This is a genomic window from Vibrio sp. 661, from assembly GCF_033339315.1.
GTDB classification, from domain to species: Bacteria; Pseudomonadota; Gammaproteobacteria; order Enterobacterales; family Vibrionaceae; genus Vibrio; species Vibrio alginolyticus.
In genome coordinates this window covers 34,388-56,262 of the sequence record NZ_JAWOUJ010000019.1, presented here as the reverse complement: position 1 = coordinate 56,262, position 21,875 = coordinate 34,388, and the positions used below count along the sequence as shown (strand labels likewise).

The following is a 21,875-nucleotide window of genomic DNA, read 5'->3' as shown; positions in this document are numbered from 1 at the left end:
TTCCATATGAACTAAACCCGATTTTAGTCTTTATAGTGCGACTTAGCTAGTAAAAAATTTTTGTTGTGAAGCTTGATTTTTCTAAATCTTTCAATCACTTCAGATATTGTTCTCTGATCACCTTGAAACGGTGAAGTCAAGTGAGTGCGTCGTTTAGAAGCAAAACAGGATTTATCGTAGGTGTGCTCGGTTTCGATGGTCAGCCTAACTTCATAAAAGCAAAACGGTATAGTCCGTTGCTAGCATGGCTTCGGTTATCTCAGTTTGTTAAAACTACCAATATCCGTTAATAAATTACTTTTTATTTCGCAATAGTCAGATAAATACGTTCATCTACCCCTTTAGGGTAGTTTGAAATTGTAATTGATTTACATCATGTATTAATTTTCTTTCACAATTAACAATGAGCTCAGTGATAAGAACCTAACCCTTAGGAATTATAATGAGCAAGTTGAAGCTAGTAGTCATCGGTAACGGTATGGTAGGGCACCGTTATATTGAAGACTTAGTCGAGAAAGCTGATATGTCTAATATAGACATTACGGTTTTCTGTGAAGAACCTCGTGTCGCATACGACCGTGTGCACCTTTCCTCTTACTTTTCTCACCATACTGCAGATGAACTTTCTTTAGTAAAAGAAGGCTTCTACGAGAAACACGGTATTAACATGCTGATCGGTGAACGCGCGATTAACATCAACCGTGAAAACCGCATTGTTTACTCAAGCACTGGTCGCGAAGTTCAATACGACAAGCTGATTCTTGCTACTGGCTCATTCCCATTTGTTCCACCTATCAAAGGTCACGAAAGCAAAGACTGTTTTGTTTACCGTACTATCGAAGATCTTAAAGCGATCGAAGCGTGTGCGAAGAAGAGCAAATCAGGCGTTGTTGTCGGTGGTGGTCTGCTAGGTCTTGAAGCTGCGGGCGCATTGAAAGCTCTGGGTGTAGAAACGCACGTTGTTGAGTTCGCACCGAAGCTAATGGCTGAGCAACTTGACCTTGCTGGTGGTAACCAACTTCGTCAAAAAATCGAGCGTATGGGCGTGAACGTTCACACCAGCAAAAATACGCTTGAGATTGCGGCAGAAGGCACAAACGCACGCAATGTTATGCGTTTTGCTGACGGTTCAGAGCTAGAAACAGACTTCATCGTATTCTCTGCAGGTATTCGTCCACAAGACAAACTAGCACGTCAAATGGAGCTAGAAGTGGCACCTCGTGGCGGTGTTGCTATTAACGACCATTGTCAGACTTCTGATGAGAACATCTACGCTATCGGTGAATGTGCGTCTTGGAACGAAATGTTCTACGGCCTTGTTGCTCCTGGTTACAAGATGGCGACAGTTGCTGTTGATCACCTACTAGGTAACACAGAAAGCAAATTCGAAGGCGCTGACATGTCTGCGAAGCTGAAACTTCTAGGTGTAAAAGTAGGTTCAATCGGTGACGCGAACGGTCGTACTGAAGGTTGTAAGAGTTACGTTTACCAGAACGAAGAACAAGAAGTCTACAAACGTCTTATCGTTTCTAAAGACAACAAGAAACTGCTTGGCGCGGTTATGGTTGGCGATACGTCTGACTACGGCGACCTGCTTCAACTTATGTTGAACGAAATCGACCTACCAGAACACCCAGATGCGTTGATCCTTCCTGCACACGCAGGCGCTGAGAAACCAGCACTAGGTGCAGATGCTCTACCAGAAAGTGCAGTGATCTGCTCTTGTTTCGACGTAACCAAAGGCAAGATCGCACAAGCGGTTGCTGATGGTCACCACACATTGGGCGACATCAAAGCCGTGACGGGTGCGGGTACAGGCTGTGGTGGTTGTATTCCCCTAGTGACGTCTGTTCTAAATGCTGAGCTTGCTAAATCTGGTATCGAAGTGAAGAACGACGTGTGTGAGCACTTTGCATACTCACGCCAAGAGCTGTTCCACCTAATCCGTATTGAAGAGATCAAAACGTTTGATGAGCTTCTAGAGAAATACGGTAAAGGTTACGGCTGTGAAGTTTGTAAACCACTGGCTGGTTCTATCTTGGCTTCTTGCTGGGGTGAGCACATCCTTAAGCCACAACTGGTTAAGCTGCACGACACGAACGATAACTTCCTAGGTAACATCCAAAAAGACGGTACTTACTCTGTTATCCCACGTATGGCGGGTGGTGAAGTAACACCTCAAGCACTGAGTGCACTAGCGAACGTTGCAGCAGAATACAACCTATACACCAAAGTAACCGGTGCTCAACGTATTGGTCTGTTTGGTGCTCAAAAAGACGATCTTCCAGAGATCTGGCGCAAGCTTATCGACGCTGGTTTCGAAACAGGTCAAGCGTACGCAAAAGCACTTCGTATGGCGAAGACCTGTGTGGGCTCTACTTGGTGTCGTTACGGTGTTCAAGACTCTGTTGGTCTAGGTTCTTACATCGAGAACCGTTACAAAGGCATTCGTACACCTCATAAGATGAAGTTCGGTGTTTCTGGCTGTACTCGTGAGTGTGCGGAAGCACAAGGTAAAGACCTTGGTATTATCGCGACTGACGCTGGTTGGAACATGTACGTATGTGGTAACGGTGGTATGAAACCTCGTCACGCAGACCTACTTGCAAGTGACCTAGATAAAGAAACGCTAATCAAGTACATCGACCGCTTCATGATGTTCTACATCCGTACTGCTGCGCCACTACAACGCACATCAGTTTGGATGGAAAACATGGAAGGTGGCGTTGACTACCTACGCGAAGTGATTGTTGAAGACAAACTTGGCATCAACGCTCAACTAGAAGCAGACGTAGCGAAGCTTGTCGACGAGTACGAGTGTGAGTGGACTGCGACCATCAACGACGAATCACAACTGACTCGTTTCGCGCACTTCATCAACTCTGACAAGCGCGATGAAAACGTCGTGTTTGTACAAGAGCGTGAACAGCACCGCCCAGCAACCTTCACGGAAAAACACCCTGAAGCGAAAGGCGACATCCTACACGTAGCGATCACTGAAGCATAAGGGAAGGTTGATTATGTCATTTGAAAAGATTTGCCAAATCAGCGACATCGTACCGGGCACTGGCGTTTGTGCTTTGGTTAATGGTCAGCAAGTTGCGGTATTTCGCCCAACACAAGCAGAAGAAGTGCTGGCGATCAGCAACACAGACCCGTTCTTCCAATCAAACGTGCTTTCTCGCGGTTTGATCTGTGAGCACCAAGGCGAGCTTTGGGTGGCAAGCCCACTTAAGAAGCAGCGCTTTAACCTGACAACAGGTGCGTGCATGGAAGACGAACGTTTTAGCGTGAAAGCGTACAAAACGCGTGTAACCAACGGCGAAGTAGAAATCTCTGCGTAAGCTTGGTTTTCATTCCCTCCTCTTAGGGGGAGGGAATGAACTGAAACCTAGATTCAATAGACAAAGGCTTTCCAAGCATCATCTCAGGGGAACAGGGAAGCGAGGTGTTGTAGATAGCGTTCAGGTGTCAACGGGAAGCCTTTCTCTATTCAATCTTTAACTTTTTAACTTTCAATTTTGGATAAGGACACATTCATGTCTACTGATTTTAAGCCTGCAGAATTCGTGCAAACCATGATCAATGTTGGTGAAGCGAAAACTAATACAAGCACGCGAGACCTTCTGCTTCGCGGTACGATGGCTGGCGTTATTCTTTCGCTTGCGGTGGTGGTTGCTATTACCGCGATTGTACAAACGGGTATCGGTCTTGTAGGAGCACTTGTTTTCCCCGTTGGTTTCGTAATTCTAAGTGTGATGGGGTATGACCTAGTAACCGGTGTTTTTGGTCTAGCGCCTCTGGCTAAGTTTGCTAACCGTCCGGGCATCACTTGGGGTCGTATCTTCCGTTGTTGGGGTCTTGTAGGCTTGGGTAACCTTATCGGTTCTCTGATCGTTGCTTACCTAGTGGCTATCTCTCTAACAGGTAACTTCTCTCTAGAACTGAATGCAGTAGCGAAGAAATTTGTGGCTGTTTCTACCGCGCGTAGCCTTGGTTTTGAAAACATGGGTATGGACGGATGGATCACATGTTTCGTACGCGGCATCTTCTGTAACCTAATGGTGTGTCTAGGCGTTATCGGCAACATGACGGCACGTTCGGTGTCTGGTCGTGTAGCAATGATGTGGTTCCCAATCTTCATCTTCTTTGCGCTAGTATTTGAACACACCGTAGTAAACATGTTCCTATTCCCACTAGGTATGATTCTAGGTGCGGATTTTGGTATCGCGACTTGGTTGAACTTCAACCTTATTCCAACCATTCTAGGTAATATTGTCGGTGGTCTCGTAATGACTTGTATTCCACTGTACCTAACTCACGCAAAAACAGCGCCTTCTATCAACGTAGTTGAAGAAGAAGTAAAAACAGAGCCTGCAATCGCAAAATAAACCGCTTTTATCTGGCCCTACCTATGGTAGGTAGGGCTGTTCAACTCATTTAACTTTCGATAAGTATTGTATTGATTTAGCTATAAAAAGTAATAACTCCTTGGGGTGATTTTAACCTTGAGTTAATGACTTGAGTGTTACTTTTTATGTCCAAATTTTCGATAGGCGTTGATATGACAACTGTTAACTCATCTTTAAACAGCGGCTTTGTTTCTCTTGTTGGTGCAGGTCCTGGTGACCCTGATTTACTCACAGTAAAAGGCTTAAAAGCCATTCAAGCGGCTGAAGTTGTTGTGTACGACCGATTGGTATCAAAAGAGATTCTTGAGTTGGCGCATGCATCAGCAGAGATGATTTATGTTGGGAAAAAGCTCGATTTTCACTGCGTGCCTCAAGATCAAATCAACCAAATCTTGGTGCAAAAAGCGCAAGAAGGTAAACGCGTTGTACGTCTAAAAGGCGGCGATTCATTTATCTTTGGTCGTGGCGGTGAAGAGCTAGAAGAGCTAGCAGAATTCGGCATCAAATACGAAGTGGTTCCGGGTATCACAGCTGCTGCGGGTGCAACGGCTTACGCAGGTATTCCATTAACACACCGCGACCATGCACAAAGCGTTCAATTTATCACTGGTCATGTACAAAAAGATGGTCGTGAGATTGAATGGCATTCACTAGCGCAATCCAACAACACACTTGTGTTCTATATGGGTTTGAAGCAAAGCGGCCATATTATGGATAAGCTGATCACTCATGGGTTAGATCCTGAGATGTCATGCGCCATTATTGAAAACGGTACGCGCCCAGAGCAGCGCGTGTTCCAAGGAAAGTTGAACGAGCTATCGATCATGGCAGAGCAAGCCGTGAGCCCAGCATTGATTGTGGTTGGCAGCGTGACTCAACTTCACAACAAGTTGGATTGGTTCGCAAAGTAATACTGCTCAGAAGTGACTATATTTTACAGGGGCTTTGTTGCCTCTGCATTTCTTGCTTACGCATAGGCATTTGATCAATGAGGTTGTTGATAAACGGCCAGTCTGTTTCTGCGCCCCAGCGGTGCTTTTCTAGACCATCTTTACCAAGCAAAATAGCGGTATGAGAACCTTTTTCGACCGCATAAAGACGAGCTAGCATTTTTAGGTCGAACTCTTCTTTAAGCCAAGCAGGAAAAGTATAACCTTGTTCTGTAATGACCAGTGTGACGACATCTCTGTCTTCCAACTCACACTCATTCATAAGTGTTTCTAGCAAGAATTGTTTGACGTATTCATCATTTTCCGGCGCAAAGTAGAGCACACTTCTATGTGGCCAGTATTTGGAGTGCGCTGGATAACCAAATGCTGTCGATGACAAGATACAAGAAAGTAGTATCACTAGTAACTTTCCGCCCATGACAGTCCCCCTAGAAACCCAAATAACTTTTTATACGTTAAGTTTAGTGGAATTGGCTCATTGTGCTTTTTCCAAAACTGGCATAGGGTAGGCAGCAAATAAATTGAGCGTAGAAATAGATGAGTTCGGAAAGCAAACAAAAAATCGCCATTTTGGTTGATGTACAGAATGTGTATTACACCTGTCGCGAAGCGTATCGAAGCAATTTTGATTACAACCAGTTTTGGTATGTTGCCACACAAGGGAAAGAGGTGGTAAGTGCTCGTGCTTATGCTATTGCGAGCAATGATCCCAAGCAACGTCAGTTCCACCATATTCTTCGTGGTGTTGGATTTGAGGTGATGCTTAAACCCTACATCCAGCGTCGTGATGGCAGCTCGAAAGGCGATTGGGATGTGGGTATTACTCTCGATGCAATTGAAATTGCTCCCGAAGTTGAGGAAGTGATTCTAGTTTCGGGAGATGGAGACTTTAGTCTGCTAGTAGAGAGAATTCAGCAGCGCTTCAATAAAACGGTGACCGTTTATGGTGTACCTAAACTTACATCTCAAACTCTGATTGATTGTGCCGACAATTTTGTCGCGATTGATGACGATTTCTTGCTGTAGTTAATAGTGCAATAAAGAAAGGCGAGTCACTCAGGCTGTACGAAAATGTACAATGACTCGCCTCTAATTTATCGTTGATTTGGCTAGTTACGAAGGAATGATCATTTGCCCTAGCAAGTAACCCAAGCAACACGCACCAATCACGCCGATTAAGCCCACAGACATGAATGAGTGGTTGAAGTACCACTTACCAATCTTAGTTGTGCCCGAGGTATCGAAGTTCACAGTCGCGATATCTGAAGGGTAGTTGGGAATAAAGAAGTAGCCGTATACCGCTGGCATCAAGCCGATAAGCAGCGCAGGTTCCAAACCTAAGCCGAGACCAACAGGTAGCATCATGCGAGCCGTTGCAGCTTGAGAGTTCACCACAACCGACACAATGAATAACGCAAGCGCGAATGTCCAAGGGTAGTTGGTTACCATCTCTACGATGCCGGATTTAAATTGAGGCATAGCGTACTGGAAGTAGGTATCTGACATCCATGCAATACCGAAGATAGCAATCGCCGCCACCATACCAGATTTAAATACCACGCCATTTGGTACGTCGCGCGGGTCAGTTTTGGTCGCAAGCAAAATGATACCGCCGAAGCAGAGCATCATCATTTGAATCACAACGGCCATGCTGATTGGCTTCGAGCCATCTACGATGGTACGAATGTCTGGCCACATCGCGATAACGACGATAACCAAGATCGATGCAATGAACAGCAATACAGAGTTACGAGCACTTGTTGGTAGTACTTCATCAAGAGACGTTGCAGTTGTGTTGAGGATTTTTTCTCTCCACACTGGATCTTTCAAACGCTCTTGGTATTCTTCATCGTCGTCTAGCTCTTTACCACGCTTTAGGCTGTAAAGTGACATCAACAACGTACCGAATAGCGTTGCAGGTACAGTAACGAGCAGAATTGAGAGCAGAGTGATCTCGTGTTGAATGTCGGAGAGTTGCGCCAAGTAGTAAACCACTGCTGCTGAAATTGGCGAGGCTGTGATTGCGATTTGAGACGCGACAGAAGCGGCAGCCATAGGACGCTCTGGACGAATGCCGTTTTTCAATGCAACGTCGCCAATGATTGGCATAATGGAGTAAACCGCGTGGCCAGTACCAAGCAGGAAGGTCATAAAGTAAGTCACGAAAGGAGCAATAAGGGTGACGCGTTTTGGGTTCTTACGAAGCACACGCTCGGCAACTTGCAGCATGTATTTCAAACCGCCAGCGGCTTCAAGAATGGAAGCACATGTTACCACCGCTAAAATGATCAACATGACGGTGACAGGAGGAGAGGTTGGCGGCATCTTAAAGATGAATACTTCAATCACCAAGCCAATTCCGGATACGACACCAAGGCCTATACCACCATAACGTGAGCCGATATACAGCATCACGAGCAAAAATAGAAACTCAAGATACAACATGTGGATTTCCTTATTCAAAACAGAGGGCTACATAGCCAAATTACCTCTTTGTATTGTCTCGATATTCAGAAAGAAAATACTTCATGTTGTTCACAATCCGCTGGATAAGAAACAGCAATATTCAATTATTGGCAATAACTCACGCTACACAGGGAAACTGTTAACACAGTTTTATCAGGGTGTTTTTATGCTGTGTATTTTTGCGGTCATGTCAGCGCTAAATGCGAAGAGGTTTAAGAGTTTGTTGCTATTCATCGCATACTTAACCAGACCTTACAGCTTCACAGAACTCGGAAATACAGTCATAACTAACCCTAAGAGTGTTTCTTTGTTATGAAAACGCAAAGGATAATAGTTTGCATTGCGATTGGTGCTTGGGTATAAAGGTGTCAGAATGACTACACCAACAATAAGCCATCATGTCTGAGCAATTTTTCCCGCAACTGTTTCAAACTTCGAGTGAGATTACACCTTACCTACACGGTGATATCGGCGAGATAGGGCAAGAAGCTATCCATATCGAGAATGATATCAACCCGATCATCCAAGGCCTTTACCAGCAAATCTCGGAGGCTCATCCGGAAGCGGGAAAAGCATATTGGTTGACAAGAACGTGGGATTTACTTTGTTGGCAGCCAGTTTATGTCGCATTCATCTCTATTTACGGTTACCACACGTTGCCAAACATTCGCGAGATAGCGCAGCACCTCAAACCTTGTTTTGTTTCTGGGTACCGATTCGCCGACGAAGCGCATATACATGGCGAGCCAGAAGCGTTGATAAAAGAGGCGGGGCGTCAAATCCGAGAACTGTTCGACTTCTATCAACAAGAGATGAGTCAATGGACACGCATTCGTCCTGGCTTCACCCATCAATTGATGTCGGACGGAATCATGGCTTGTTTAATTCGTCTCCAACAGCGCTTTCCGCAAATGACTAACTCGACACTTCAGGAGCATGCGGTCTTGTGGCTAAGCGCAATGGGTTTGGATGTTGATAATAGCCGCTCACTTCATGAGACGGAATCAGATCAGTCGCTAAAGTTAGTAAGAAAAAGTTGTTGTTTAGTCTATAAGTGTGAAGGCAGAAAGCTTTGTGCAGATTGTCCTCGTTTAGAGGAAAATCGACAGCTTATGAGCAAGAAGGTTCTTAATTAACATTTATTTAACTTGTGTAACAGTGCTCGATTTGAGAGTGAGAATAAGTATCATTGCATGCTCTTGTTGACAACAAAAAGATAAATACAATGATGAAAAGGACGTTTTCTTTCAATCTCATCGTACTTGCGATGAGCAGTGGATACGCAGTTAGCTCAATAGCAGCAGAAGATCTTCAACAAACATCGACTCCAAGCGATGAGCAATTGGTTGTTGTAGGCAGTGTGATGCCGAAATCGATCTCCGATATTCCAGGAACGGTTTGGTTTGTTGGCCAAGAAGAGATTGCTCAGCAATATCGTGCGGGCAAGACACTGGGTGATATTCTTTCTGCAACCATCCCTTCTTTAGACGTCGGCACCGGTGGTCGAACTAACTATGGTCAGAACCTTCGCGGTAGAGCAATGTTGGTAATGATTGATGGTGTCTCGTTACAGTCTTCTCGCCCGATTAGTCGTCAGTTAGACGCAATAGACCCATTCAACATCGAGCGAATTGAAGTACTATCTGGTGCAACCTCCATTTATGGTGCAGGCGCTACTGGTGGTGTTATTAACATTATCACCAAGAAAGCGTACTCGGATGACTTGTCGTTTGAATCCTACGTGAGTGGCACTACAGGCTTTAATAGCAGCGATGACTTTGATTACAAACTCGCTCAGTCTATCTCGGGTGGTAATGAGCGAATTACCGCTAGAGGTTCGGTTGTGTACACCGAGACACAAGGTGCATTTGACGCAAATGGCGACATTGTCACCCCAGACATTTCACAGGGCTCTTTGCAGTATAATTCAACGCTCGATGTTATGGGATCGACCGAGATTCAAATCTCCGATGCCAGCAAGTTAAACCTTGTCGCACAATACTATGACAGCCAGCAAGATTCGCCATACGGTTTGTACATTGTTAACAATAAATTTGTTGACGTACGAGAGGGGTTCGATTCCGACCGTGAACATGGTACAGAGCGAGTTCTCTTAAGTGCGAACTACGCTCACGACAGCGTATTCGGTCATCAACTGATAGGCGAGTTATCTTACCGTAGTGAAGACCAAACCTTTACTCCTTATTACCAAAGTGCCTCTCAACAAAAAACAGAAGTTTTTGCTGGGCGCTTAGCGTTAGCTAAAAGCTGGGAGTCATTCAAACTTGTTTATGGTGTCGATGCGTACTTAGACCGTTTTGAAAGTAACCAGGCTCTGTTCGATCCAACCATTGCGAACAGCTCTGGGAACTTAATTAATCGAACCTATGCCGAAGTGGGACGTTACCCAGATGTTGATGTGGCGTCTTACGCAATGTTTGTCCAGGGGGATTACCAAATCAATCAAGATTGGTCAGTACAAGCAGGCTACCGCTACCAATACATGGACAATAAGATTGATGATTTTGTTGCCTATAGTATACAAAAGAAGATCGCATCGGGTAATGGTGTATCAGCGGATGCGGTTCCAGGTGGCAGCACCGACTACTCTGTGAGCTTATTTAATTTGGGCACTATTTATCAGCTTAACGATGAATCTCAGCTTTGGGCGAACTTCTCTCAAGGTTTCGAACTCGCTGATCCTGCAAAGTACTACGGCCAAGGTAGCTACGATGCCGCGGATGCAAATGGTCACTACTCGTTGAACAATAGCATTAATGTATCTGACTCAAAAATGTCGGGCATCAAAACGGACAGCTATGAAATTGGTTACCGATTAGATACGGATACTGTCGCACTGCAAGCGGCGGGTTACTACTCGGTGTCGGATAACTCAATCAAGTATGACAAGAAGACGCTCCTAATCACCAATGTTGATGACGAGCAACGTGTATACGGTGCCGAAGCAAACATTAAGTACTGGGTAAACCGTGATATTTTGTTAGGTGCATCAGGTCACTATGTGGTTTCTGAGCTGAAAACCAACGGTAAGTGGGAAGATCTAAGCGCGGGTAAAGCAAGTACATCAAAAGCGAACGCGTGGGCGGCTTACTATCAGGATGGCTATTCAGTACGTTTACAAAGCCAGACGATGTTTGATTACGAAGATGACGCAAACAATAAGCTAGATGGATACACTACGTTTGATCTTCTTGGTAACGTAACACTACCTATCGGGCAGTTAGGTTTTGGTATTCAAAACCTATTTGACGAAGACTACACAACCGCTTGGGGACAACGTGCGCAGATTCTTTATGCAGCACACTACGATGCTGCAGCGTACGACTACAAAGGAAGAGGTCGCACATTCACACTGAACTACAGTGTCGAATACTAAAGCTAACTATCTCCGAATATCAAAAAAGCCGCTTGAAGCGGCTTTTCTTTTAGGCTTGATCTGTCTGCGCTGTGTCTACAACGTTTTCCGTGTGTTCTGAAGCTTGGTTTTGTTCTTCAGCTTCCATTTTCGCGCGTTCAGCTTTGGAGATATAACGCGGCTTATTGCTCTTATGTAGCTTAGCGTTATGCTTCTTCTGCTTCGCTTTCAAGATCTGATTGATTTTCTTCTTGCGGTTCATGGTGGTGGTCCTTTAATTTAGCGAGGCAGGATAGTTACTTTTTTATCAAGTTACAACTAAATAAGCGCCGGTATCGGTCGCAAAATTCAAGTACGTTCCTATGTCCAATCATCTATCGCGTTTTAATGGAGCCCAAATGAAAACACTGTACACCGAACGTTTGATACTGCGTCTTGTGAGTGTAGATGATGCACCATTTATACTAGAACTTTATAACCACCCAGACTTCTACCGTTTTGTCGGAGACAAACAAATTCGTACCGAATATGAAGCGGCGCGTTACATAAAAGAAAACATGCTACGCATGCAACAAATTAAAGGCGTGAGTTTACTCGTTGTAGAGAAGAAAGAAGATGGGCAACCCATCGGGATTTGTGGGTTGGTTAAACGTGACACATTACAACACTATGATCTCGGATATGGATTTTTACCTTCCGCTTATGGCAACGGCTACGGAACGGAGTCTGCAACCGCAGTGCTGGATTACGCTAGAGAGGAAATGAAACTCGATAATTTGGTTGCCATCACCAACAATGACAATATTCGTAGTATAAGTTTGCTCAAAAAACTGGGCTTTGAGTTTGAACGAGTTGAGCAGCAATATGATAATGGCCGCACGTTAGAACTTTACACAATGATGTTGTGATTTTTGGATAGCGCATGAGCGATATTTTACTTGGCAAACTCGCCACTGAATTTAAGACAGTAAAAGCCATGGTAGAGGTTTACTGTCATGACCATCATGGAACAAAACGTGAATTATGCTCAGAATGTCGTGAGCTGCTTGAATACGCAGAAGTGCGCCTCGACCGCTGTCCTTATGGAGAGAATAAACCGACGTGTAATAAATGTCCGATTCACTGCTACAAACCAGAGCCGAAAGAACAAATGCGTTTGGTCATGCGTTACTCTGGCCCCAGAATGTTACTGAAACATCCCATCTTGGCGGTTCGTCATTTGCTTCATGAAAAGCGAATGGTACCGGAAAAGCCTGCAGCGAACGCGTCAAACCGTCACAAGCGTTTATCTAAACAAAAATGCGAAGAATAAAAAAACGAGGGCGACATGCCCTCGTTTTCGTTGAGTAGAAGCGGCGTGATTAGAGGCCAGCGGCCATACGCTGTTTGGTTTTGCTCGCAGCAAGTAGCATGTATACGCCAGTCGCAACCAAAGCGGCAAACAAGTAGCCTAGTAAGCCGTGTTCTTGGCCCATAAATTTATCAGCGACAACTGGGCCAGCAACAGAGCCGATGCTGTAGCTAAACAGCATGACTTGTGTCGCAGAGACAATAAAGCGTTCATCAAGTCCTTCGCAACCTAAGTTGATTGCTATCGGGTACAAGGCAAAAGTAGCTGCACCTAAAAAGAATAATGCAGCAGCCAATACCACGGCTGACGAGGAAATAAAGGTCATACCGATCGAAAAAATACCCAAAATACAGAAAAACGCCATTAGCACTGTGCGGCTCATGTATTTGTTTAACGCGGTCACCATTGGTTGAACTAGCATGCCACCTAGAATCACTAGCGCCATCAATGTACCAATGTCTTGATGGCTAATTTTACGGTTAGTTAACTCAACTGGCATTAATCCGTAGATTGCACCTAAGGTCAAACCTGAAACAACACAACCAATAATTGCTGCATGGTTTAGTTTGGCAATTTGCTTAAATGATAAAGCGGTTGATTCATGGCTGTTTGGCTGCTCACACTCAATGAACATTAGCACCAGCATTGCCATTAGGATCAACGTCGTGATCGCAATAAACGGAACGCCGCCACTTACGCCAAGCACGCCAATACCAAACTGGCCTAATGCTGAACCACCATAAAGCGATAGCATGTACAAGCTCAAACGTTTCGCACGCGATGCTTCGTCTCCAGACATTAGCCAAGACTCAACAATGACAAAAACACCAGCAACCGCGATACCCGCAATAAAGCGAGCGGCAAGCCACATCAATCCGTTAGCAAACACGGGTAGTGTGACGATAGTTAGCGAAAATACGGCCAAGCAACCAATAAACGCGTTACGGTGACCAACTTGACGTACGATACGTTCAATAAAAATAGCACCGGTTAATAAGCCGCCATAAAACACACTCGCCAACCAACTCGCGTAATCTGCTGAGATGTTGTATTCACCGAGCATGAGAGGGATCAAGCTCATTAAATAGCCCGAAGCCACCGCATAAAGAGACAGTGCGACGACTGGAACTGTAACTCGTGGTGATGCTGCAGGAACGACTGTGTTTTCCACTGTTTTGCGCCTATAAGTTAAATGAAATCTAAGGGTTATTCGGCGCGAATATGAGGCTAATAGTTAGGCAAGTAAAATGATAAATTTAAGTCGTTTCGACAAATAATATTTATTATCTAGATAGGTTGATAAGTTGCATAAAAACGCCAACCTACAAACAAGGTTGGCGTGGAAGATTATTTAGTAAGTGCTTGATTTAACCATTGATCAAATTGAGTTTTAGGTAACGCACCATTGATCATATCAACACGTTGACCATTTTTGAAAACCATAATGGTAGGAATGCTGCGAATACCAAATTGCGCCGCAAGTTGTTGTTGAGCTTCGGTATCAATCTTAACAAAACGAGCCGTTCCGGCTTGCTCATGAGCAACATCAGAGAAAACAGGAGCAAAACCAACGCACGGGTTGCACCATGGGGCCCAAAAATCTACTACAACAGGCATATCACTTTGTAATAGAGCAGAAAAGTTATCTTGTGTACCTTCGATAGGCGAGCCGTCTAAAAGTGCACTTTTACATTTACCGCAAGTTGCAGATTCGGCAACGCGCTCATTAGGGACACGATTTAGACCGCCGCACGAAGGGCAGCGAGTTTTAAACGATGACATGACTTCTTCCTTTATTACGTATTGATGAAAACATGACTTACCAGTCAGCCTCATTATTTGTATACTTATTTTTTAACCTGCCGAAATAACGCAGCGCAGGTTTGTATTTGAGCCTAAGGTTCTAAGAAATTTTATTAAAATACAACAATAAATAGGTCTGCGATGACAAATTACTACGCTGAAATTACAGGTTGGGGGAAATGTGTTCCGCCAGCCGTGCTCTCTAACGATGATCTTAGCACTTTCCTCGATACTTCCGATGAGTGGATTCGTACCCGCACTGGTATCGAAAACCGCCGTATTAGTCATGTAAACACGTCAGACATGGCGACCGTTGCTGCTAAACATGCATTAGCTCGAGCAGGCGTCGATGCAACAGACGTGGATTTAATCATTGTGGCGACTTGTTCACCAGATTCATTGATTCCAAATATCGCGTCTAAGGTACAGCAGAACCTAGGTATTCGTGCAGCCGCTGCCTTTGACTTAAATGCCGCATGTACGGGATTTGTCTATGGCCTAGAAACGGGCACACGTTTGATTCAATCAGGTAACTATCGTAACGCGATCATTATTGGTGCGGAAAGATTGTCTTTCTACATCGATTGGGCAATGCGAGATACCGCTGTTCTATTTGGTGATGGTGCGGGCGCCGTTGTGTTATCAAGAACGGAAAAAGAAACGGGTTTACTACAGTCTCAAATTGGTTGTGACGCAAAAGGCCGCGATATTCTGTCCGTACCAAAGTTTGGTACTTGTATGGATCGCTTTGCGGAAGACAACGGTTACTGGGATTTCAACTTTGTAGGACAAGAAATTTTCAAACGTGCAGTAAAAGGTATGGGGCTAGCTGCGAAAACCGTACTGAAAGCATCACAGTTAACGACGGAAAAAATCGATGTTGTGATTCCGCATCAAGCGAATATTCGTATTATTCAAACCTTGTGTGACCTGTCTGGAATTCCACACGACAAAGCGTTTGTTAACATTCAAAACTATGGCAATACTTCAGCTGCGACGGTGCCAATTGCATTGTGTGAAGCGGTAGAGCAAGGTCGAGTTAACCCAGGTGATAATATGCTTCTTGCTGCGTTTGGTGCAGGTTTGACATGGGGTGCGGCAGTATTGAAATGGGGTGACCGCGTAACGCCAATTGGCGAAAGTGATGCGGTTCTGCCTGAATGTGAGCAATCCGCGTTAGAATTACTTGAGCGTGCCATTAAGCTGTGTAACGAACGCCGTCGCGACGAGGTGTAACGGACACTTTGCAAACATAAGATGAGTAAGGGAGCGCGAGGCTCCCTTATTTGATGATGCGTTCTACAGCTACCTGTAAAATATCTTACGACATAAAACCCAGGTTTGAATGAGTAAAATTACGGATGTTCGGGAACACGTATTCCAGTGCAGCGTTATCACTCACGCCCATCCACTGCGCTAGTGTTGAACCAACTTGATCAGCGGCAATTTTGGGTATGAGTCGGCCTTGAGAGTAATCATCGTTTCCGCCCAGTATTAGTTCCGGCCATGTACCGATAGGTTGTTTCCCATTTACCGCGCCTCCAATTAATAGTTGATGGCCACCCCAGCCATGATCGGTACCATTTCCGTTGCTCATCATCCGTCGACCGAAGTCAGACATAGTGAAAGAGGTGACTTGCTTGTTTAGCCCTAACCGTTCGACCGCACGATACATTGCTAAAAGGTTTGTCGCGAGATCCTCAAGTAACACTGGATGACGTGCCAGTTGCGAATCGTGTAGGTCATACCCAGAGTGTTTAACGAAAAAGACTTGTCGTTGCTGCTTCAATACATCTTGGCTTGCTATCAATTTGTACACGGTTTGCATCTGCTTGCCGAGCGTCGATGACGTAAACAGCGGCTCGTCAGCAATGTGGTTGAGTTGCTCGCTCAGGACACTACTCATTACCATCGACTCATCAACCATCAAATTAAAATGACCATTAAATGGATTGTCAGTTTGATGAGAGAGAAGGCGACCATAGATCCCCTTGTATAGCGGGTTATCAATCGCGGTAAGCTGAACTGCGCGATCTTTTTTCAGGACGGTTTGGCGGTGTTCCATTGCCCGTAACCAAAGCGAGTTGCCATGCACACTGTATAGCGGTGTTATTTCTGATTCAGAGTTTAATACATCCAACATTCTGCCAGCCCAACCAAGATTTTTAGACTCGCTCATTCCACCAAGTAACCAAGCGTCTGTTTGAGAATTATGAGAAAACAGTTGCTCGGGAAGTGATGCTTCATCTTGCTCAATAGCTTGTTTGGTGACGGGATGGTTGAGAATGCCACTATTGAGCACGATGCTGGCATCGCCTTGTTCGAAAACGGAAGTTAACGCATTTAACTTTGGGTGTAAGCCGAGCTTCACTGGGTGATTTGAGCTATCGACAGCACTTAAATTGATAGGGAGTATGTCTTCTTTTGCGACAGAGAGTGGCCCTCTGACTTTGGAATATTGACGATAGTGCGCCTCCGATAATGGCAGTATGGTGTTGAATGCATCGTTTCCGCCTGCTAAATACACACATATTAATGCTCGAAAGTCATTGGATGGCGCTGCGAGAGAGTAACCTGGCAGACTAAGAGAGGCTAGTGCGCCCATCGATAGCGTGCTTTGTATAAAATGTCGTCGTGAAATATCCATAATTCACTCCTAATCCTGAATATAGAATTCGTCGCCAGAAATGGCGGTAAATATCACTAGAGCGAGTTTTGTTGTTGGCACATAGTCCCCACGATAATCATTCAGGGCGGTGAGCATGAGCTCTTTCAATTCAGCAGAAGCCGTTCCAGCAAAGAAACGCTCGTTAACCAATTCGACTAAGGCACGGTGATCGTCCAGAAGAAGATAAAACTCGTTAAGATCGAAGTGGTAGGAATCACCACCTCCTCTACGAGTGCTGGTTAACATATAGTTGACCAAATCGGTATAAACAGACCAATTGAGAAGTTCATACTCTGGAGAGTTAATACCAGACTCCGTAAACTCGTTAGACGGCTGATAGTCTGGAGAGTAAAAATTAAACACGGAAGGAGAACGAAGCGGCCCTTGATTAGCGATGTTCATCATCGTTGTTGCGTCTTCGTAACGTGATCCTTTAACCGTAAAACCTGATGCTCGATGAAAATTAGTCAGGACCAGTATCGGTTCTTTCACTTTTATAGGCGGGGTATCCGTCATCCCTAATGCTTCAGGGTCGAGCAATATGGCTCGAACAACGGCGGTTAGATCGCCTTTTTCTCCTTCCCCATTGTTGTTAAATATCGTAGCAACACGCGCGACGTACTCTGGGCTTGGATTTGAACTGACCAAACGTTGGATAAGTAACTTTGAAACAAATGGAGCAACATTTGGGTGAGACATCAACATATCAATCACTTTTGAAAGCTCTTCTTGTGCGGTTAGACCCGATGGGATCACGTTCCCTAGAAATCGCTTCTCGCCGGTGTCGTGTCTTTGACTGATAACTCGCATCGGTTTCACGAATGCGATGTCGGAATTTTTCCATCCAGTTAATGCTCGCGCGAGCTCTTGAATATCAGTTTGATTGTACGTGGGGATAGGTTTGCCTGTTGCGTGGTTTAGCTTTTTACTGCCATCTAAATTGAGTTCATACAAACCGATAGTGAATAACTGCATTAACTCTCGAGCAAAGTTCTCATCGGGAAGCGTTCCTGTCGCACTATTTTCTTTTGCACTACCGAGCATAGACAAATAGCTCCCCATGACTGGATGGATGGAAACGTCATACAACAGGTCTCGGTAGTTGCCAAACGCATGCTCAACCAACAGATCGTAGTAATTCACTAACCCTGTAGGTTTGCTGGAAAGAACGCCGCCATAACGAGAAACGACTACGATCTGACTCAATGCATAAGCCGTTCGCTGCCTAAGCTGATCTTCAGCAGTAACAACAATTTGATACCAAGCATTTTCTCGGTTTGACTGTAGGCCTTTAGAAAAAGGCGTTTGATAAAGTGGTTGATGGTAGGTTGCTGGCAGGTTGATTTGTTTCTGTATCCAATCCTCTAACCCGTTTTCCCTAACCTCATTAATTAACGCAGGTGTTGGTCCAAAAGAGGTTTGATAGAGAAAACGCGCAACGGTTTGATCGGATGGGGATTGCTGTATTTGTGCTGATACATTAGACACATGGCTCAGCAATAAGATAGCCAATCCTAGTACCCAAGCAGAGATTTTATTTAGCTTCTGACGTCTCATAGTTAACTCGCTTACCCGAAGTAACGATTTAAGTCCATTTAACGGGAGTTATTAAGCTCTTTTGAGCTGTTTAGTAAATTTATGAAAATCAAGCAGCTGCATAGGCGAGTATAGTAGCTATAAGTGGTGAACAAAAAACTCAAACGGTGAATTTGGTACTATAGTGCTAGAAGTTTTTGATGCTATTTTTTCTAAGATACTGATATTAAATATGGCCAATGAAGAGTGACAAGCAGAGATATCGCAATGGATATAGAAGGGGGACAGCTAAAGTACTGTTAACAAGAGATTGGTATGTTTGTTAAGGCTTAAGTTAGTTTCAAGAAATTATTGAGCCAATAAATAAAGTCCATTGGTTTACACAAGAGAAAACCACACGGATGTTCTCTTGTACAAAGCAACAAAGGTTATTTTCGGGCAAGCTTATGGTGAGCACGAGAGAAGTGATCGGCACAAAATGCGCCCACAATCGAGAGTTCGCCAGCTAGACAAAGCGAAGCTGCGACTTCGGCTAACGCTTTCGCATTGCCGTTGCCGTGCAAACCCAAAATATCCAAACATGCTTTTTGCGTTGGAAGGCCAGTACCACCGCCAACCGTTCCCACCATGATGTTTGGCAAGGTCACGCACGCGTACAAGTTGCCTTGAGCGTCCACATCCATACGAGTGATTCCAATGGCAGACTCTGCAACGCAAGCGGCATCTTGACCACAAGCAATGTAAAGCGCGGCAAGGGCATTTGCGTAATGCGCGTTGACGCCAATTGTCCCGCTGAGTAAACCACCCACCGTGGTCATTTTGCCAAATTGAACCATAGACTCCGGCGTCGTATGCAGATATTTTTCCACCAACTCAGCAGGAATGGTCACTTCGGCGGATACTTTCTTACCGCGTACCGAGCGCAGTGTGTGTGCGTTTGGTTTTTTGTCGCCTGATAAGTTGCCATCCAAGAATGCTTGAGTTGGTTTGATTGGGCTGGTCGCCAAAATATGATGGAACACTTCGTTTGTTGCGATGGTCACCATGTTTTGTCCGGAAGCGTCACCAGTCACGTATTCAAAGACCAAATAAACATGGTTTCCTTCGATATTTACATTGATGTCTTTGAGTTTGCCATGTGAGGTGGTGGATTCCGCAATTTGACGAAATACGTCAAACTGGGTCACAACCCAACTGACGAACTGGCCGGCGTCAGCAAGGTGATTAAAGGCGAATACTGGTGTTCGGCTCACCCCTTCACTTAGTAACAATGCGCTCGCGCCACCAGCGGCGGTGATAAGATTTGCGCCACGGTTGTAGGAAGCGACTAACGCGGCTTCTGTCGTTGCGAGCGGAACCAAAAAGTCATCGTTCGCATACAAGCCGTTGACGCGCAAAGGGCCTGCAATGCCGACCGGCACATTAACAGTACCAATGAAGTGCTCGATGTTGTTGGAGTAAGCATCGCAATGTGACTGCGTGAAAGGATCAAGGAGATGATCTTTATTGGTCACGTGTTCCAATACTTGCCAACGGCGCGCCAAATGCTTATCCGACAGGCCAGGGCTTAAGCAGAGACGTTTCTCTGGCTTGTGAAACTTCGGTTCTAATGCCGATTGAATCTTACTGCTGGTTTCGATATCGGAAAGGGCGGAGCTTTGAACAGGGTTATCTTGGTTTAACTTCGGCATACAAACGTTAACTGAAAAATCGAACCAGAGATTGTAGTGATTGAGGCTTTGATTACAACGTTGATTATACGTTTTGCAACAAATACCACTGTGCAAGCGCCTTTATTATCCAAGTGATTTGATATTGGAGCGACGAATTTACCGGACATAAATGGGTTTTGACAATGAATGTTGCAGTAAATGGCAGATCCGGGAGGTTATGCCTCTTAGAGAAACTGGCCTGTAGGTGTTTGGATTCGACAAGGTGTAAGCATGAGTGCCTTAAAAGCGGAATGGTTCAATCTATGACAGGAATAAATTGTCTAACCCAGTCCCTTGGGTTAGACGCTAGTTTGAATCCGTTGTTCAAAAACTAGTTGAAGGCGCGAGCCACACGTCCCGCACTTCGAATACGGTAATGGCCAACGTAAGCAGGAACAAATACAGACTGTCCTTTCGCGGCGGTTAACGTCTCACCGTTATCACTGATGAGTGTCAGGTCGGCATCAATCGCCATCAAAATCTCTGCGCTATTGGCATCAACCACTTCATTGTTCGGTTGGTTAAGAATGCTGAAACTAAAGTCTGCCACTGGGACCGGATAAAGGCTTTGGCAACCATCGGCACTGGGTTCTAGAACAAGGCTGTTAAACGGCTTAGGCACAAAGTCTGTGCATTTAACCAGTTCTTCAACATCCATGTGTTTCGGCGTGAGTCCTGCACGCAAAACGTTATCTGAGTTCGCCATGATCTCTAATCCCGTACCTTTAATGTAAGCGTGTGGCGTTCTTGCGCTCAGGAACATCGCTTCGCCAGGTTGCAGCGTGATGACATTCAACAGTAATGGCGCAAACAAGCCGACATCGCCAGGGTATTGAGTGGATAGATCCAAGATGAGCTGGAAAACGTCGCTGTCAGTGCCTTGCTCCGATTGACGTGAAGCGTGGGCAAGAAGCTGTTTCAGTGCTCGCTCTTTTGTTTCTCCTTCCATGGTAAGAATGTGCACAAAGAAATCGCGTAAACCTTGTGAGTTGATTTCGCGTTTGAATGTGTCAAGAGGCGCGCGTAGCTCATCGATATCGCAAAGGCTAAATGCCTCAATAATCTCGGCATACGAGCGAAAACCGTTCATGGCTTGGTAACTTGTCAGCGCGTACACCAACTCAGGTTTGTGGTTTGGATCCTTGTAGTTACGATGGCTTGCGTTTAGTGGGATCCCGGCACTTTGTTCTTTTTCGAAGCCTATTTCGGCATCTTGTTTGCTTGGGTGAACTTGAATCGACAGTGCATGTTCGGCCGCTAAGATCTTAAACAGAAAGGGCAGGTCGCCAAATTTCGCTGCGGTTTCTGCTGATAAGTAAGCGGGTTGGTTTTGTTTGATCAGTTCAGACAAAGGCAGCGTGTTTTGCTCAATCTGAACTTCAGAGCAGCCGTTTGGGTGAGTACCCATCCATACTTCTGCTTGAGGCTCATTCGTTTCGTTAGAAAAGCCAAACAAATCGTGAATAGAAGAGGTGCTTCCCCAAGCGTAGTTTTGGATTTTGTTGTTCATTTGAAAGAAGCTATGCGATGAAATAGTGTTCAAATTCATGAATTTTTCCCATAGTTAACCCTCCGAACTGAATCGGAAGAAAAATTGAGCA

The 21,875-nt window shown here is 45.0% G+C and carries 19 protein-coding genes; 10 read left to right on the top strand and 9 right to left on the bottom strand.

Going from position 1 to position 21,875, the window contains the following annotated elements:
• Window positions 1-442: 442 nt before the first annotated feature.
• The 4 genes from nirB (at window position 443) to cobA (ending at window position 5,323) form a co-directional block, all read left to right on the top strand.
• Window positions 443-3,007: a nitrite reductase large subunit NirB gene (gene nirB, locus R7P69_RS21525; RefSeq protein ID WP_213987610.1), complete on the top strand. Its 2,565-nt coding sequence runs from the start codon at window positions 443-445 to the stop codon at window positions 3,005-3,007.
• 13 nt (window positions 3,008-3,020) lie between these two features.
• Window positions 3,021-3,344, top strand: coding sequence for a nitrite reductase small subunit NirD (gene nirD / locus R7P69_RS21520; RefSeq protein WP_054575426.1), 324 nt, complete (start codon window positions 3,021-3,023; stop codon window positions 3,342-3,344).
• 195 nt (window positions 3,345-3,539) lie between these two features.
• Window positions 3,540-4,391, top strand: a complete 852-nt coding sequence (locus tag R7P69_RS21515; RefSeq protein ID WP_033907034.1) for a formate/nitrite transporter family protein — start codon at window positions 3,540-3,542, stop codon at window positions 4,389-4,391.
• Between the two features lie 173 nt (window positions 4,392-4,564).
• Window positions 4,565-5,323 (top strand): uroporphyrinogen-III C-methyltransferase, encoded by a 759-nt coding sequence (gene cobA, locus R7P69_RS21510; RefSeq protein WP_025767740.1) that lies wholly within the window; start codon window positions 4,565-4,567, stop codon window positions 5,321-5,323.
• A gap of 16 nt (window positions 5,324-5,339) precedes the next feature.
• Here cobA and R7P69_RS21505 read toward each other — a convergent pair whose 3' ends face one another.
• Window positions 5,340-5,780: a DUF4174 domain-containing protein gene (locus R7P69_RS21505; protein WP_017820187.1), complete on the bottom strand. Its 441-nt coding sequence runs from the start codon at window positions 5,778-5,780 to the stop codon at window positions 5,340-5,342.
• 119 nt (window positions 5,781-5,899) lie between these two features.
• On the opposite strand from R7P69_RS21505, the gene R7P69_RS21500 reads away from it, so the two are divergent.
• Window positions 5,900-6,388 (top strand): NYN domain-containing protein, encoded by a 489-nt coding sequence (locus tag R7P69_RS21500; protein WP_005387978.1) that lies wholly within the window; start codon window positions 5,900-5,902, stop codon window positions 6,386-6,388.
• Between the two features lie 87 nt (window positions 6,389-6,475).
• Here the strand turns inward: R7P69_RS21500 and R7P69_RS21495 are convergent, their stop codons facing one another.
• Window positions 6,476-7,807 (bottom strand): anaerobic C4-dicarboxylate transporter, encoded by a 1,332-nt coding sequence (locus tag R7P69_RS21495; RefSeq protein ID WP_005376060.1) that lies wholly within the window; start codon window positions 7,805-7,807, stop codon window positions 6,476-6,478.
• A 419-nt stretch (window positions 7,808-8,226) separates the two neighbouring features.
• On the opposite strand from R7P69_RS21495, the gene R7P69_RS21490 reads away from it, so the two are divergent.
• Window positions 8,227-8,964: a siderophore ferric iron reductase gene (locus R7P69_RS21490; protein ID WP_005376062.1), complete on the top strand. Its 738-nt coding sequence runs from the start codon at window positions 8,227-8,229 to the stop codon at window positions 8,962-8,964.
• A gap of 89 nt (window positions 8,965-9,053) precedes the next feature.
• On the top strand, window positions 9,054-11,225 hold the full coding sequence (locus tag R7P69_RS21485; RefSeq protein WP_238952607.1) for a TonB-dependent receptor: 2,172 nt from the start codon (window positions 9,054-9,056) through the stop codon (window positions 11,223-11,225).
• Window positions 11,226-11,274: 49 nt separating this feature from the next.
• Here the strand turns inward: R7P69_RS21485 and R7P69_RS21480 are convergent, their stop codons facing one another.
• Window positions 11,275-11,466 (bottom strand): DUF2986 domain-containing protein, encoded by a 192-nt coding sequence (locus R7P69_RS21480; RefSeq protein ID WP_005376066.1) that lies wholly within the window; start codon window positions 11,464-11,466, stop codon window positions 11,275-11,277.
• Window positions 11,467-11,602: 136 nt separating this feature from the next.
• Here R7P69_RS21480 and R7P69_RS21475 point away from each other — a divergent pair, with 136 nt between their 5' ends.
• Both R7P69_RS21475 and R7P69_RS21470 read left to right on the top strand, forming a co-directional pair.
• On the top strand, window positions 11,603-12,112 hold the full coding sequence (locus tag R7P69_RS21475; protein WP_238952608.1) for a GNAT family N-acetyltransferase: 510 nt from the start codon (window positions 11,603-11,605) through the stop codon (window positions 12,110-12,112).
• A 14-nt stretch (window positions 12,113-12,126) separates the two neighbouring features.
• Window positions 12,127-12,516, top strand: coding sequence for a nitrous oxide-stimulated promoter family protein (locus R7P69_RS21470; RefSeq protein WP_238952609.1), 390 nt, complete (start codon window positions 12,127-12,129; stop codon window positions 12,514-12,516).
• Window positions 12,517-12,565: 49 nt separating this feature from the next.
• On the opposite strand, the gene R7P69_RS21465 is transcribed toward R7P69_RS21470, so the two are convergent.
• Both R7P69_RS21465 and trxC read right to left on the bottom strand, forming a co-directional pair.
• Window positions 12,566-13,726: an MFS transporter gene (locus R7P69_RS21465; RefSeq protein WP_033907039.1), complete on the bottom strand. Its 1,161-nt coding sequence runs from the start codon at window positions 13,724-13,726 to the stop codon at window positions 12,566-12,568.
• A gap of 176 nt (window positions 13,727-13,902) precedes the next feature.
• Entirely contained in the window at window positions 13,903-14,337 is a 435-nt protein-coding gene (trxC, locus tag R7P69_RS21460) for a thioredoxin TrxC (RefSeq protein ID WP_005376074.1), read from the bottom strand.
• 162 nt (window positions 14,338-14,499) lie between these two features.
• Between trxC and R7P69_RS21455 the strand changes: the two genes are divergently transcribed.
• Window positions 14,500-15,594, top strand: coding sequence for a ketoacyl-ACP synthase III (locus R7P69_RS21455; protein ID WP_238952610.1), 1,095 nt, complete (start codon window positions 14,500-14,502; stop codon window positions 15,592-15,594).
• Window positions 15,595-15,679: 85 nt separating this feature from the next.
• Here R7P69_RS21455 and R7P69_RS21450 read toward each other — a convergent pair whose 3' ends face one another.
• The 4 genes from R7P69_RS21450 to manA all read right to left on the bottom strand — a co-directional run bounded on the left by R7P69_RS21450 (window position 15,680) and on the right by manA (window position 21,823).
• The gene (locus R7P69_RS21450) at window positions 15,680-17,005 is read right to left on the bottom strand and encodes a DUF1501 domain-containing protein (RefSeq protein ID WP_238952611.1); all 1,326 of its coding nucleotides are present in this window, start codon (window positions 17,003-17,005) and stop codon (window positions 15,680-15,682) included.
• A 9-nt stretch (window positions 17,006-17,014) separates the two neighbouring features.
• Window positions 17,015-18,583, bottom strand: coding sequence for a DUF1800 domain-containing protein (locus R7P69_RS21445; protein WP_161441635.1), 1,569 nt, complete (start codon window positions 18,581-18,583; stop codon window positions 17,015-17,017).
• Window positions 18,584-18,990: 407 nt separating this feature from the next.
• The gene (locus R7P69_RS21440; protein WP_005376082.1) at window positions 18,991-20,253 is read right to left on the bottom strand and encodes a hydroxymethylglutaryl-CoA reductase; all 1,263 of its coding nucleotides are present in this window, start codon (window positions 20,251-20,253) and stop codon (window positions 18,991-18,993) included.
• Window positions 20,254-20,605: 352 nt separating this feature from the next.
• Window positions 20,606-21,823, bottom strand: coding sequence for a mannose-6-phosphate isomerase, class I (gene manA, locus R7P69_RS21435; protein WP_238952612.1), 1,218 nt, complete (start codon window positions 21,821-21,823; stop codon window positions 20,606-20,608).
• Window positions 21,824-21,875 lie beyond the last annotated feature (52 nt).

Coding starts and splice junctions, on each gene's coding strand:
- nirB (WP_213987610.1), top strand. CDS start 443: ATGAGCAAGTTGAAGCTAGTAGTCATCGGTAACGGTATGGTAGGGCAC.
- nirD (WP_054575426.1), top strand. CDS start 3,021: ATGTCATTTGAAAAGATTTGCCAAATCAGCGACATCGTACCGGGCACT.
- R7P69_RS21515 (WP_033907034.1), top strand. CDS start 3,540: ATGTCTACTGATTTTAAGCCTGCAGAATTCGTGCAAACCATGATCAAT.
- cobA (WP_025767740.1), top strand. CDS start 4,565: ATGACAACTGTTAACTCATCTTTAAACAGCGGCTTTGTTTCTCTTGTT.
- R7P69_RS21505 (WP_017820187.1), bottom strand. CDS start 5,780: ATGGGCGGAAAGTTACTAGTGATACTACTTTCTTGTATCTTGTCATCG.
- R7P69_RS21500 (WP_005387978.1), top strand. CDS start 5,900: ATGAGTTCGGAAAGCAAACAAAAAATCGCCATTTTGGTTGATGTACAG.
- R7P69_RS21495 (WP_005376060.1), bottom strand. CDS start 7,807: ATGTTGTATCTTGAGTTTCTATTTTTGCTCGTGATGCTGTATATCGGC.
- R7P69_RS21490 (WP_005376062.1), top strand. CDS start 8,227: ATGTCTGAGCAATTTTTCCCGCAACTGTTTCAAACTTCGAGTGAGATT.
- R7P69_RS21485 (WP_238952607.1), top strand. CDS start 9,054: ATGATGAAAAGGACGTTTTCTTTCAATCTCATCGTACTTGCGATGAGC.
- R7P69_RS21480 (WP_005376066.1), bottom strand. CDS start 11,466: ATGAACCGCAAGAAGAAAATCAATCAGATCTTGAAAGCGAAGCAGAAG.
- R7P69_RS21475 (WP_238952608.1), top strand. CDS start 11,603: ATGAAAACACTGTACACCGAACGTTTGATACTGCGTCTTGTGAGTGTA.
- R7P69_RS21470 (WP_238952609.1), top strand. CDS start 12,127: ATGAGCGATATTTTACTTGGCAAACTCGCCACTGAATTTAAGACAGTA.
- trxC (WP_005376074.1), bottom strand. CDS start 14,337: ATGTCATCGTTTAAAACTCGCTGCCCTTCGTGCGGCGGTCTAAATCGT.
- R7P69_RS21455 (WP_238952610.1), top strand. CDS start 14,500: ATGACAAATTACTACGCTGAAATTACAGGTTGGGGGAAATGTGTTCCG.
- R7P69_RS21450 (WP_238952611.1), bottom strand. CDS start 17,005: ATGGATATTTCACGACGACATTTTATACAAAGCACGCTATCGATGGGC.
- R7P69_RS21445 (WP_161441635.1), bottom strand. CDS start 18,583: ATGAGACGTCAGAAGCTAAATAAAATCTCTGCTTGGGTACTAGGATTG.
- R7P69_RS21440 (WP_005376082.1), bottom strand. CDS start 20,253: ATGCCGAAGTTAAACCAAGATAACCCTGTTCAAAGCTCCGCCCTTTCC.
- manA (WP_238952612.1), bottom strand. CDS start 21,823: ATGAATTTGAACACTATTTCATCGCATAGCTTCTTTCAAATGAACAAC.